The 13,047-nt window shown below is 50.9% G+C and carries 11 protein-coding genes; all 11 read left to right on the forward strand.

Going from position 1 to position 13,047, the window contains the following annotated elements:
* The first annotated feature begins 2 nt into the window (after positions 1-2).
* The 11 genes from B3B59_RS02900 to B3B59_RS02950 all read left to right on the forward strand — a co-directional run bounded on the left by B3B59_RS02900 (position 3) and on the right by B3B59_RS02950 (position 13,046).
* The gene (locus tag B3B59_RS02900; RefSeq protein WP_286808047.1) at positions 3-1,724 is read left to right on the forward strand and encodes an OmpA family protein; all 1,722 of its coding nucleotides are present in this window, start codon (positions 3-5) and stop codon (positions 1,722-1,724) included.
* A gap of 1 nt (position 1,725) precedes the next feature.
* A complete protein-coding gene (gene hcp / locus B3B59_RS02905; RefSeq protein ID WP_233802084.1) occupies positions 1,726-2,217 on the forward strand; it encodes a type VI secretion system effector Hcp in 492 nt (163 codons plus the stop codon).
* A 161-nt stretch (positions 2,218-2,378) separates the two neighbouring features.
* Complete coding sequence (gene tssH / locus B3B59_RS02910) at positions 2,379-5,018, forward strand: type VI secretion system ATPase TssH (protein WP_286808048.1); 2,640 nt, start codon at positions 2,379-2,381, stop codon at positions 5,016-5,018.
* On the forward strand, positions 5,015-5,587 hold the full coding sequence (locus B3B59_RS02915) for a type IV secretion protein Rhs (protein ID WP_286808049.1): 573 nt from the start codon (positions 5,015-5,017) through the stop codon (positions 5,585-5,587). Before tssH ends, B3B59_RS02915 begins: the two co-directional genes overlap by 4 nt.
* A complete protein-coding gene (locus B3B59_RS02920) occupies positions 5,581-6,051 on the forward strand; it encodes a putative T6SS immunity periplasmic lipoprotein (RefSeq protein WP_286808050.1) in 471 nt (156 codons plus the stop codon). Before B3B59_RS02915 ends, B3B59_RS02920 begins: the two co-directional genes overlap by 7 nt.
* 57 nt (positions 6,052-6,108) lie before the next feature.
* Entirely contained in the window at positions 6,109-8,616 is a 2,508-nt protein-coding gene (locus B3B59_RS02925) for a type VI secretion system Vgr family protein (RefSeq protein WP_286808052.1), read from the forward strand.
* 3 nt (positions 8,617-8,619) lie between these two features.
* Positions 8,620-10,218 carry an esterase/lipase family protein gene (locus B3B59_RS02930; RefSeq protein WP_286808053.1) on the forward strand — a complete coding sequence of 533 codons (1,599 nt, stop codon included), beginning with the start codon at positions 8,620-8,622 and terminating at the stop codon, positions 10,216-10,218.
* Complete coding sequence (locus tag B3B59_RS02935) at positions 10,208-11,284, forward strand: T6SS immunity protein Tli4 family protein (RefSeq protein ID WP_286808054.1); 1,077 nt, start codon at positions 10,208-10,210, stop codon at positions 11,282-11,284. Before B3B59_RS02930 ends, B3B59_RS02935 begins: the two co-directional genes overlap by 11 nt.
* An 87-nt stretch (positions 11,285-11,371) precedes the next feature.
* Positions 11,372-11,647, forward strand: coding sequence for a hypothetical protein (locus tag B3B59_RS02940; protein WP_286808055.1), 276 nt, complete (start codon positions 11,372-11,374; stop codon positions 11,645-11,647).
* Positions 11,637-12,770, forward strand: coding sequence for a T6SS immunity protein Tli4 family protein (locus B3B59_RS02945; RefSeq protein ID WP_286808056.1), 1,134 nt, complete (start codon positions 11,637-11,639; stop codon positions 12,768-12,770). Before B3B59_RS02940 ends, B3B59_RS02945 begins: the two co-directional genes overlap by 11 nt.
* Before the next feature lie 15 nt (positions 12,771-12,785).
* Positions 12,786-13,046 (forward strand): PAAR domain-containing protein, encoded by a 261-nt coding sequence (locus B3B59_RS02950; RefSeq protein ID WP_212477972.1) that lies wholly within the window; start codon positions 12,786-12,788, stop codon positions 13,044-13,046.
* Position 13,047: the final 1 nt, after the last annotated feature.

A 13,047-nucleotide genomic window follows, 5' to 3' on the forward strand; every position in this document is an offset into this window, starting at 1 on the left:
GGATGCGTGAATTATCCCGGGTAGTACTGACGATGCTCGCTACTGTACTGGCGCTGTGGCTGTTCCTGGGTTTCTGGCCGCTTTCCGGCGGGAGCAGGTTTGCCCTCTGCCTGTGTATTTTACTGACGGGCGGCGCGGTGCTATGGCGGCAGTGGCGACGGTTTCGGCGTCTATCTGCGGCCCGTGAGCAGCGCGAAGAGAACAATCTGCCGCCCGAGGAATTTCAGGGGGCAGTGGTATTCGTCTGTGGCGATACCGCATCGCTGTTTTCGCAGGGTCTGGCGCATCGGGAAACGCGCCAGGGCTGGTATCTGCGGGTAGAGAATGCTGAGCAACTGCCGTTGCTGGCCCAGCATCTGGCGAACGCCCGTCCTGACCTGATACCCCAGGTTTCGGTACTGCTGGCGGTCGTGCCGGAGCAGCATCATTCAGAAGAGGGGCTGGCGCAGTCGCTGCGCGGATGGCGGCGAAGCATTGCGCTGTGCCGCGCGTGGCTGAATGGCCTGCCGCCGGTCTGGAGCACAGTCTGGGTAACGCCGCCGGACGGCGAATGCCCGCAAGAGGAGCGCTGGTTTACCGTGACGCCAGACCTGTCGGGAGTGCGGGTGCGTCAGAGTAGCCATGTTCCGCTTCCGGTTGAGGACTGGCAGCGTGAGGCCACCGGTCACGTTTACTGGCTCTACCACGCGCTCTGGCTGGACAGCGTGCTTGCGCTGACGGAGCGTCATATTAGCCCGCCGCTGAGTACCCGACAGGCCGAACTTCCGGCCCTGACACTCTGCGCCTGCGGTATCAGCCTGACGCCGGTCTCTGCCGCTGCGGATAATCCCTGGCAGCAGCAAATAGGGGAGATCACCACGCTCGCCCCGGACAGTGCACCCGTGTCGGAAATGCTTTCTCTCCCGGATGTCCTTCTCCCGTACCTGCCGCGCCGCCAGGGTGTCAGTCGCAGGATGCAGGATATACGTCTGGCTGGGGGCGTCTGTTTTGTTTTCCTCGCGCTGGCGATGCTGGCTTCCTTTATTAACAACCAGCGGCTGGTCCGCAGCGTTGGCGATCACCTTGCCGTCTATTACCGCCTCAGCGGTACGCCCCCTGAGCCAAAACTGCAGGCTCAGCAGCGTCTTCGCGCCGATAGCCGCCTGCTTGATGACTGGCTGCGTCGCGGCGAGCCGCTGCGCTACGGTCTGGGGCTGTATCAGGGGATGCGTCTGATCCCGTCTGTGGAGGCAGCCATAAACGACTGGACGCCGCCACCTCCGCCTCGCCCGATCATCAAGCAGATCGTGAAGGGACCGCAGACGATCCGCCTCGACAGCATGTCGCTGTTCGACACCGGCAGGTGGGCGCTGAAGCCGGGTTCCACGAAGCTACTGGTGAACTCGCTGGTCGGCATCAAGGCGAAACCCGGCTGGCTGATTGTGGTGGCGGGCCATACCGACAGCACCGGTGATGACAAGTCCAACCAGCTGCTTTCCCTTAAACGCGCGGAATCGGTGCGCGACTGGATGCGCGACACCGGCGACGTGCCGGAGAGCTGTTTTGCGGTGCAGGGCTATGGCGAAAGCCGTCCAGTCGCTACCAACGACACGTCGGAAGGCCGGACGCTGAACCGCCGTGTCGAAATCAGTCTGGTTCCGCAGGCGAACGCCTGCCAGATGCCGGGCAACACCCGTGCGTCATCGCAGGATGATGGCGCATTAAAAAATGAAATGGAGAAATAACATGGCAATTCCTGTTTATCTGTGGCTCAAGGACGACGGCGGCGCGGACATTAAAGGTTCCGTGGATGTGAAAGACCGTGAGGGCAGCATCGAAGTGGTGGCGCAGGAGCATAACCTGTACATCCCGACCGACAACAACACCGGCAAGCTGACCGGCACGCGTATCCACACCCCCTTCCTGTTCACCAAGGAAATCGACTCCTCCAGCCCGTACCTGTATAAGGCGGTGACCACCGGTCAGACCCTAAAATCGGCCGAATTCAAGTGGTACAAAATCAACGACGCGGGCCAGGAAGTGGAGTACTTCAACACCAGACTGGAAAACGTGAAGGTGGTGAAAGTGAACCCGCTGATGCACGACGTCAAAGATCCCTCCTTCGAGAAGCACAACCATCTGGAACAGATTGAGCTGCGCTACGAAAAAATCACCTGGACCTATAAAGACGGCAACATCATTCATTCTGACTCGTGGAACGAGCGTACTACTGCGTAATTACCCTGGCAGACGGTTTTCCGTCTGCTTTTTTTTGCTGAGCGCCTGCCATAACGGACGCTCAGCAAAGAACACACAATCTGCCTGCCTGACCTGATGCGCTTTGGTAAGTCAACAGCGAGGGGCGGTAGCGTGCCCGGAACTGACAAAGAGAGAATCTCATGGAAAATCCAGCCATCCTGCTACGTCGTCTAAACCCTTACTGCGCCCGTGCGATGGAAGGGGCTGCCTCCTTGTGTCAGACCCGGGCGCACGCTGAAATCCTCCCCGAGCACTGGCTGCTGAAGCTGCTGGAGCAGGGCGAGGGCGACATCATGGTGATTGCCCGCCGCTACGAGTGGAACATGGAGGCGATATGGCAGGATCTGCTGGCATTCCTGGAGACACTTCCGCGTTCGGTGCGCAGCCGTCCGCAGCTCTCGGACGGTTTGCAGACCCTGATGCAGAACGCGTGGCTGCACGCCTCGCTGGCGGGGGAGACGCACATCCGCAGCCAGCACCTGCTGATGGCGGTGGTGGAAAAGCCTTCGCTCCTGCGCTGCGACGGCCTGTGGCCGCTGACCACCACCGGGCAGAGCCAACTTGAGCGCCTGCGTGGGCTGCTGGATACGCAGTCCGACGAGCGGGAAGAGGTGCAGGAGGAGGCTTCCCTGAGCAGCGGCGGTGACGTGGAGTTTGTTGGCCGCCCGGTGATTGCGGATATAAATGAAGGGGAGCTCAGCCCGGCCCTGCAGAACGTGCTGGACAAGTTCACCCTTGACGTCACTGCCCGCGCCCGCGACGGCAAAATCGACCCGGTGTTCGGCCGCGACAATGAAATCCGTCAGATGGTGGACATTCTCTCAAGACGCCGCAAGAACAACCCGATTCTGGTCGGCGAGCCGGGTGTCGGCAAGACCGCCCTGGTGGAGGGGCTGGCGCTGCGCATTGCCGAAGGCAACGTCCCGGAGAGCCTGAAACCCGTCGGTGTGCGCACCCTCGACCTCGGCCTGCTGCAGGCGGGCGCGGGCGTGAAGGGGGAGTTTGAGCAGCGCCTGAAAAACATTATTGAGGCGGTGCAGCAGTCCCCGCTGCCTGTTCTCCTTTTCATTGACGAGGCCCACACCATCATCGGGGCGGGTAACCAGGCGGGCGGTGCGGACGCAGCCAACCTGCTGAAAGCGCCTCTGGCGCGCGGGGAGCTCAGAACCATCGCCGCCACTACCTGGAGCGAGTACAAACAGTATTTTGAGCGCGACACCGCGCTGGAGCGCCGCTTCCAGATGGTCAAAGTCGACGAGCCAGACGACGACACCGCCTGCCTGATGCTGCGAGGTCTGAAATCCCGCTACGCTGAACATCACGGCGTGCACATAACCGACGAAGCGGTACGCGCCGCCGTCACGCTTTCCCGCCGTTACCTTACGGGCCGCCAACTGCCGGACAAGGCGGTAGATTTACTAGATACCGCCTCGGCGCGGATTCGCATGAGCCTCGACACCGTGCCGGAGCCGCTAACCCGCCTGAAAGCGCAGCTGACCGCGCTGGGAATGGAAAAGCAGGCGCTGTTGGAAGATATTGCGGTCGGGAATAACAGCCACGGCGAACGTCTGGCGACGATTGAACAGGAAGAGATAGGTATCATCCTCGAACTCGATGCGCTGGAAACCCAGTACGGAGAGGAGCTGAGGCTCACGGAGCAGTTGCTGGCCTGCCGTCAGGACATCTCCCGCCACGCTGAAATCGCAGACCTGCAGCAGCAGCTCACCGGCGTGCAGAACGGTAGCCCGCTGCTGGGCCTGGACGTGGACGCCCGCACCGTGGCAACGGTGATTGCCGACTGGACCGGCGTGCCGCTCTCCTCATTAATGAAGGACGAGCAGACAGAACTGCTGAGCCTGGAGGATAACCTGGCCAGGCGCGTGGTGGGCCAGGACGCGGCGCTGAACGCCATTGCTCAGCGCCTGCGCGCCGCAAAAACTGGCCTTGCGCCGGAGAACGGCCCGCAGGGTGTGTTCCTGCTGGTCGGGCCGAGCGGGACGGGAAAAACCGAGACCGCACAGGCGCTGGCCGACGAACTGTTCGGCGGTGAGAAATCGCTGATTACGATAAACCTCTCCGAGTACCAGGAGCCGCACACCGTCAGCCAGCTCAAGGGCTCCCCGCCGGGCTACGTGGGCTACGGCCAGGGCGGCATTCTCACCGAAGCTGTGCGCAAGCGCCCGTACAGCGTGGTGCTGCTCGATGAAGTCGAGAAAGCGCACCGGGACGTGATGAACCTGTTCTACCAGGTGTTTGACCGGGGCTTTATGCGCGACGGCGAGGGGCGCGAAATTGACTTCCGCAACACGGTCATCCTGATGACCTCGAACCTCGGCAGCGACCCTCTTATGGAGATGCTCGAGGAACAGCCGGATGCCAGCGACGGGAGCCTGCACGAGCTGCTGCGCCCCATCCTGCGTGACCACTTCCAGCCCGCACTGCTAGCGCGCTTCCAGACGGTGATTTACCGCCCGCTGACACAACCGGCCATGCGCACCATCGTCGGCATGAAGCTGAACCAGGTGAGCAAACGCCTGGCGCGCCACTACGGCATGAAAACCGTCATTGCGGACGGCCTGCTGGACGCGCTGACCGGTGCCTGCCTGCTGCCGGACACCGGCGCGCGCAACATCGACAGCCTGCTGAACCAGCAGATTTTGCCGGTGCTGAGTCAGCAACTGCTGACACATATGGCGGCGGGTAACAAGCCGCAGAGCCTGGCGCTGGGATGGGATGAGGAAGTGGGGATAGTCATTGAGTTGCAGCAGGCAGGTGAATGATGACTATCCATGATGCAAAAAAGGACGAAAAAAAAGAGAATAAAAAGGAAGGGACATTACGGTTACTGACGCCAGGAGAAATCAAACTGGCAAAATCCGTCTTCATGTCCACAATTCCCTATAACAAAGTTTGGATCCACTGCGACAGCTATCTGCCTTTTGGTCTTCAGGATAACCATACGGCAATGTCTCCGAATGGAGAGATCTATTTTCGGCTACCGTTATACCATAAAGATTTTTCCCAATCGGTAGACGATTTCCAGCACCTTTTTATTCATGAGATGAGTCATGTCTGGCAACGCGGCCATGGAATGAATGTTATTGCCCGGGGGCTGGGCAGTTGGCTGGTAAATTACCGATATACCCTGGATGGCAGGCTGTTAAGCGAATATCCCATGGAGCAGCAGGCCCAGATTATTGCCGACCAATTTGTACTGGACAATTGCGGATATTATTTATGGAACCGCTTGCGTCAAGGAAAAGAACCGGTAATCACCTGCGATGATAATATCCCTGAAGTAATTATCAGAGAGAAATATAAACACTGTCTGAGGGGGTTCCCATGGTAATGAGAAATCGTATTCGCACCTGGTACCGTTGTGCCCTGCTAGTGGGAGGTTCACTCCTCCTGATGGGATGCCCAGGCCCAGGAGACAGGACGCAGTTTGATGAAACCGCGAGCGTGTACTCCTCCGGGAATGATGTTTGTTTCTCCATTGCTTCTTCAGATGGCTACCGACTTTACGATATCGCGATAAATTTACGAGGGATGCCACCGAAGGATAAGAAATTCATATTTAATCCAGCGCTTATTATTAGCGACGGCCGTTTATGTATATCCCCCTCTTTTTATCGCTTTGCAGACGATGGGGAGTTCATCGTCGAATATCTTCTGGTTTCCAACACTAATAAAGATGACAGGGTCGCCAGAAAGATAGTTGTCGGGGTCGGCATGAAAAACAAGCGTGCTTATAACCTGCAACTCACCGACAGGGAGATTGCGCGTCCATATGGTGAATTATCCCCACAATAAAAACAGATCCTGAACTGTCTTTTATTGCGCAAAGTTTATTAATCTGGAATCAGAGCCATGAGTCTAAAAAACACGCTTTCTGAAACTCTCACATCTTCGCTTAACCGTTATCGCCTTGATATCCCGTCCTGCACGTCACCTCTGGACGTAGAAGAGTTCAGTGGCCGCGAATGTATGAGTGCGTTGTATCTGTACACCATTCGTTTCACCAGTGTTGACCACGATATTTCTGCAGAACAGTTACTGAATAAGTCTGCCACTCTCTCAATGGGAACAGGCTCCCTGGCTGCCATGACTGGAATGAAGGTGATCCATGGCACCGTGACACATTTTCGACGTATCAGTGGCTCAGCAGATCAGTCTACTTACCAGATTCTCGTTGAACCGTTTTTTGCGCTTTTGGGCCGGCAGTTCCGTACTCACCGTTTTTTTGTTAACAAATCCGTCCCGGAAGTGGTGGAGCAGGTATTGCAAGAACACGGCCTGCACGGCTGGAAGTACGAGTTCAATCTCAAACAGAACTACCCGAAGCGTGAGCAGATAAACCAGTATCAGGAGAGCGACCTTACCTTTATTCAGCGTTTGCTGGCCGAGGTGGGGATATTTTACTGGTTCACTCTCCAGGAGGAGACGCAGTCGGAAGTAGTACACTTTGCCGACGCACAGCGTGCGCTGATGTTTGGTAAAATGTTGCCAGTAAATAGTCCGTCCGGGATGAGTGACAGCGGCACGGATTCGGTGTGGGGGCTCAACGTCTCACACAACGTGGTGGAAGCGAACGTCACCACGAAAGATTACAACCACCGTGACGCGCAAAGCGTACTCCAGTCCGCCCCTGCCGATATGACGCGGGGCGACGGGGAAGGGATGAACTACGGCGAGGTGTATCACTACCGGCTGCGCCACCTTGAGCGCGGCGATAAAATTGACCCGCAGGCGGAAACCGCCAACTTCTATGCACGTCTTGACCATGAGCGTTTTCTGGCGGATCAGGTTCGAATCACCGGTAAAAGCACGGATGTGACGCTTGCCCCGGCTCAGGTACTGACCCTCACCGACAGCCTGCCGCCGATGCTGCCAGAGATGCTTCAGGGTCCGTTACTGCTTACCGCTGTCGGATTCACTGCCAGCCGCAGGGATGCACTCCAGGTAACCCTGCTGGCGGTCCCGTACAGCGAAACGTTGTGCTGGCGTCCGCCACTGCTGCCGCGCCCGAAAGTGACCGGCACCATGACCGCGCGCGTCACCAGCGCAAAGGCTAACGACATCTACGCCTGGCAGGATGCGTCCGGCCTGTACCGGGTGAAGTTTGATGCCGACCGGGATGACAAGTCGCAGGGCCAGGAGAGTATGCCGGTGCGCCTCGCCAAACCCTACGGCGGTGATGTGTACGGCTTCCACTTCCCGTTAATTCAGGGGACGGAAGTGGCAATAGCGTTTCATGAGGGCGACCCTGACCGGCCGTATATCGCCCATGCCCTGCACGACTCCCGCCATGTCGACCATGTCACGGAGAAGAACAGTACCCGCAACGTGATCCGCACGCCGGCGAACAACAAACTGCGGATGGAAGACAAACGCGGCGAGGAGCATATCAAGCTCAGTACCGAGTACGGCGGCAAGACGCAGCTGAACCTGGGGCATAACGTGGATGCCGGGCGGACACTTCGGGGAGAAGGATTTGAGCTGAGAACTGACTCGTGGGGAGCCATACGTAGTGGGAAGGGGATTTTTATCAGCGCAGATATACAGCAATCAGCCGAAGGGGTAATGCTGGATATGGCTGCGGCTCTTAACCAGCTGCAGCAGGCTCAGAGTCTGGTAGAGTCTTTGAGCAGTGCGGCAGAAACGGCGAAAGCAGAACTGGCTGACATGCAGATCCAGAAAACCTTACTCAGCGAGGCTCTGACAGAGCTTAAAAAATCTGCATTGTTACTGTCCGCTCCTGCGGGGATAGCGCAGGTTACACCAAAATCTCTGCAATTATCTGCCGGTGAAAATATCATTGCCACGAGTGGTGGTAATACCGATTTCAGCATCATGAAGAAACTGACAGTGGCAGCTGGCGAGCGAATCAGTCTTTATGCCCAGAAGCTAGGTATCAAACTGTTTGCCAGTAAAGGTAAAGTGGAGATACAGGCTCAGGGAGATGAAATGACGCTGGATGCACTGAAGGATATCCGGGTTAGCAGTAGTAAGGGAAAAATAATAATTAGTGCGAAAAAGGAAATTATCCTGACCAGTGGTGGTGGGTATATTCGGATCGCTGATGGGACGGTTGAGTGTGCAGCGCCAGATAAAATAATTGAGCGTGGTGCGGTATGGCAGAAATTCAGTGGTCAGAGTATTAGTGAAGCGGCCCAGCAGTGGGATAGCGCAGATTTTGCTATTACACCGGAAGTGCGCTGGCCGTATGATGATGCCCCTATTGCAGGACAGTTGATCAGATTAGTTAGTGAAGATGGAACCGAACAGAAACTTACAACCTCAGGTTCAGGAAGTGCTCCAAAGCAATCAGGAATCAATGCTGAATTGTTAAAAGCGTATTTAGAGGATAAGGACTAAGAGATGAGTAATGTATCTTGGGATAATCATGAAAGTATTCTTCGGGGTCACTCTATAGTAATGGATGCAAAAGAGAAGGATGCCAAAGCGGTAATTTATAAAACGCCTGATAGAGTTATTCCTGTAATTTTCCTACCTGGTGTTATGGGTAGTAATTTAATGACAAAAAATGGGAATGGACCTTCTGATGCTCTTTGGCGATTAGATGATAACAAAACTGTCGCTAAATGGTTTTTCCGAGGTCCCAAGGATAGACGGCAAAAATTAGATCCAAATAAAGTTGTAGTGGACCCTGGTGGCAAAATTGATAAAGATTTAGCAGACTGCCATTTTATTTCACGGCGTAAGCGTGGATGGGGAGAGGTCTCTTATTTGAGTTATGGGCAGTTTTTGCCGTGGTTACAATCTGCTCTTGATGATTTCGACAATGCAAAAGAAGATTTACGAACAAGACTTATAGGTATGAATCTTAATCTCGAATTAGGTGAGGAACCATTGGGAAAAGATGAAGTGAGTCTTAGTTATAAGTATTTATATCCTGTACATGTAGTGGGGTATAACTGGCTTGATAGCATTGTGCCTTCATCGGAAATATTGCTTTCGAAAATAATTGAAATTATACAGTCCTATAAAGATTTAAATAAAATGTGTGAAAAGGTTATTTTGGTAACCCACTCGATGGGAGGATTGGTTGCACGATATTGTTCTGAATTGAAAAAAGGTAATAATCTTATTTTGGGGGTGGTGCATGGAGTGCTGCCAGCGATAGGGGCTGCTTCAGCCTATCGACGTATGAAAGCAGGGATGGAGTATGAAGGGGTCAAAGGAAAGGCTGTATCTTTGGTTGCTGGGGGAAATGCTGCAGAAATGACAGCTGTTCTTTCTCAATCACCAGGCCCACTGCAGTTATTGCCTGGTATTGAATATGGCCGAAACTGGTTTAAGATTAAGGATGGAGAGCAAATATATCAAAAGCCAAATTTGAATCCATTTGTGGAAATATATAAGGTTCGTGGGTATTGGTGGAGTTTATGTGAAGAAAACTTGATTGATCCAAATGTTAAAACATCAAATAAAGAACAGATTGATAATGCCTGGCAATCATATAGAAGAATGATGGATGAAAAAGTTCAACCAGTAATAGAAGCATTGAGTGGATGTTATCACAATTGTACTCATTCTTTTTATGGAGGTTCAACTCCTACCTTGGGAGATTTAATTTGGGAAGGTAGTACAAATTACCTGGATGAAAGATTAGCGAGGAATCAGAGAAGGTTTCCTTTGGATGGGCGAGCATTAGGGAAAGAAGGTGAAGAGATTTTTACAAGTAGAACGGTGGCAACACCGTTAGGCGGGGGCGGTTGGAAAACTGGAATATACCAGGAGTACAAAATTGCTGATCCAACTGATTTAGGTGATGGTACAGTTCCTGTTCGTTCTTCTAAAATACCGGATAGATATTTACGTTCGCGTTGTAAATTGTCCGTGGCGCATGAACCAGCCTATACAGATCCAGATGCGCAAGTTTATACTTTATGGGCAATCATAAAAATAGTACAAGAAATAAAACAAACCTCTTTGAGTTATCACGATGCATACTAAAAAAAATCTTTCAGTTATGCTATTGATTGTTATAACTATAGCTACGGTTTTGTTTTGGCCAAAATCACCGGTGCCTACAGAACAGTTAACTGCAAATGAGCGTAAGGTTATGGATGAGAAAATGGGTAATTATACTCCACGTTGTATTGGAAGGTATTTAATTGATCTTCCTGAGGATTTTGTTTTTAAAGGCGGGTTAACTATGATAAATGATAAACAAATAGAAACTCAGCGAATGTATCTTCCAGCATTTGAACAACGAATCCGACTAAGAGAAAAAGAATTGCAGGAGTTAAAACCAATTCATACGATAAATTCTCCGTTCTTAAAAAAAATTTATAAATTGCCCGCTGGAATGAATGGTGTAATATTTGAGTATGCAAGCAGTGAAGTTGCTCCAGATGCATTTCGGAATTTAGAAGGACATGTATATGATAATGGAGTAGCCTTTAAATTAATAATCGATGCTGTTAATGCTGATGGGGAGCGCTATGCAGAAGAGCGTAATAATGAACCAGATGTTTATTATAATAATGTCGATAAAAAGGTTCATAGTATGATTTCATTTCTGGGAAGATTACAAGGGCGCGAAGCAGATGTTATACCTAAGAGCAAAGGCTTGTGCATACCCAATGGCATAATCGAAGGGACCAGTGATGAAAAAGAAGAAGTTTCTTTTTCTTATCAATCTAGTGCTAATTCAAATGTATACGTGAATATTGAGACTAATAATTTTCTTCAGGAGGACCATTCAATGTTAGAGCGTAGTTCTGATATATCGAGTGTGTTATCCAGAGAAAAAATGAGAACAATAATGAAAGGTTATAAAAAAATAAATGGACTAGAAGCAGAGGAGTGGTTGACGGTAGGCCAGGGGGATGATGTTCTTAGTGGGCACAATTTTATTCTAAATATAAATGAAAAACATGGTGATTATAAATCTCCTTTTTTACGCGTCAATATGATGCATGGTCCATTACCTGATCAGCACTTATCAGAAAAAGAGATTCATTATCTTTGGCAGAAAATTATTGAAACCACACGTATTCGTTCTAATGCTATTTAGTTTGAGGAAGTATTTTCCATTAACCGCAGTATAAAAAATAACAACAGAGGAATTGCCGATAGTGGTGTTATATTTTATCCACCACACGTGAGTAATAAAACAACCAGATTTGTCGGGTTGATTGCTGAGGATGGTGAGCATCAGTACAATAAACTTGAGCTTTTACCACCGGATGCTGACGGCGATGGTACGGTTCCAGTATGCGGAGCCATTTTTAAGGCTCCAGGTCTTAAATCACAGGCAGGATTTAGTGTGGATCACGAAGGTGCCTATAAAAGCGAGGAGTCGCGCTGGTTTACCTTGAGGGCCATTCTTAAAATTGCGCAAGACATAAAAAATACAGGGTTGGTCTATGAAGATTAATAAAAATTTAAGTGTTGCTTTTTTTATTATTTCTGCTGGTGCGATACTTTGGTGGTATAACCGACCCTATCCCCCAAAGGAAAATCTTACGTCCCGCCAGGAGGCAAATGTGGAAAAAATGTTGAAAGAAATGAAAACTCGCTGTGTTGGACGTTACTTAATTGACTTGCCCGCATCATTCTTACCATATCGGGATTCTCAGCGGTTAGAGGATCCGGATAGTTGGGATACAACTATTAATATGCCTGATGATGATCGAAGGAGAAGATCATTTATTTCAACCAAACGTATGTATTATCCTGCATTCCTGCAGTTCATTCAACGGCGCGAAAAAGAATTAAGAAATGAAACAGTAGTGGAACCTCAGGATGGCCCTTATCTGAAAAAAGTCTGGAAGTTACCAGATGGATTGAAAGGGATAATGTTTCAACGGAATGAAAGCCTTATTACCCCGGATGCTGTACAAATGATAGAATCTTATTTATACACAAATGGTGTAGCTATTAAATTGCTAAAAAGAACTTATAATGACTCGTCTCCACGCTACGAAAAAGAAAGAGATGGCGATCCAATTCAGAATTTTGTTGTCCGTGATATTGACAGAATGAATAATCTGCTTTCACGGATAACGGGCAGACAGGAAGACGAAATTCCAAAGATCCCTGGGAGTTGCGTTGCCGATGCTTTTATCGCTACTGATAAATATGCTCAGGAACAGGAGGATATTTATCGTAATTATTTGAGTGATGAGATTCGTGGATTAAAAGTTTCTTTGAATATGGATAATTTCACAAAAGGGAGTGACGCTGTACTACAGCGAACCGGACAAATTGAGCATGATCTCGCGCAGGTGAATGGTCGTATTGTCAGGAAGGGGGCTTTCGATGTTAACGGACTGTACGTCGAAGAAATGCTGATGATGGCACCACAACCACCGGATAGTAAACCCAGATATAGTTTCGGTCTTTATATTAATGAAAAAACGACCAGTTATAACAATCCTGAATTGACGGTAGAATTAAACAATTTTCCTCAAACTCCTTTACCTTATTCGCAGGAAGAACTCATTGCTTTCTGGGATGCGATAACACATACAATACGTTTGCGCCCGAATGCTTTTTAAAAAAAAGGAAAGACTATGCCAGCATTAGTCTGTCTTGGAGATTCAACCACACACGGTGGTAAAGTTATTTCAGCGTCTTCCACAATGTTTATTAGCGGTGTTCAGGTCGCACTGGTTGGTGACTTGATATCCTGTCCAGAACATGGACCAAACCGTATTATTGAAGGTGATTCTACAACATCAGAAGAAGGAGTGTCTGTAGTTGTGGATAATTGCTTATGCGAATGCGGTTGCCGTGTCATTAGTTCTTATGCCGAAAACAGTATTGAGTCATAAT

The organism is Leclercia sp. UBA2479 (genome assembly GCF_002341985.1).
Classification (GTDB): Bacteria; Pseudomonadota; Gammaproteobacteria; order Enterobacterales; family Enterobacteriaceae; genus Enterobacter; species Enterobacter pneumoniae.

Excerpts from the sequence above, each read along its gene's own strand:
- B3B59_RS02920 (WP_286808050.1), top strand. The coding sequence starts at position 5,581 with ATGGTAATGAGAAATCGTATTCGCACCTGGTACCGTTGTGCCCTGCTA.
- B3B59_RS02945 (WP_286808056.1), top strand. The coding sequence starts at position 11,637 with ATGAAGATTAATAAAAATTTAAGTGTTGCTTTTTTTATTATTTCTGCT.
- B3B59_RS02950 (WP_212477972.1), top strand. The coding sequence starts at position 12,786 with ATGCCAGCATTAGTCTGTCTTGGAGATTCAACCACACACGGTGGTAAA.
- B3B59_RS02935 (WP_286808054.1), top strand. The coding sequence starts at position 10,208 with ATGCATACTAAAAAAAATCTTTCAGTTATGCTATTGATTGTTATAACT.
- B3B59_RS02930 (WP_286808053.1), top strand. The coding sequence starts at position 8,620 with ATGAGTAATGTATCTTGGGATAATCATGAAAGTATTCTTCGGGGTCAC.
- B3B59_RS02915 (WP_286808049.1), top strand. The coding sequence starts at position 5,015 with ATGATGACTATCCATGATGCAAAAAAGGACGAAAAAAAAGAGAATAAA.
- hcp (WP_233802084.1), top strand. The coding sequence starts at position 1,726 with ATGGCAATTCCTGTTTATCTGTGGCTCAAGGACGACGGCGGCGCGGAC.
- tssH (WP_286808048.1), top strand. The coding sequence starts at position 2,379 with ATGGAAAATCCAGCCATCCTGCTACGTCGTCTAAACCCTTACTGCGCC.
- B3B59_RS02925 (WP_286808052.1), top strand. The coding sequence starts at position 6,109 with ATGAGTCTAAAAAACACGCTTTCTGAAACTCTCACATCTTCGCTTAAC.
- B3B59_RS02900 (WP_286808047.1), top strand. The coding sequence starts at position 3 with ATGCGTGAATTATCCCGGGTAGTACTGACGATGCTCGCTACTGTACTG.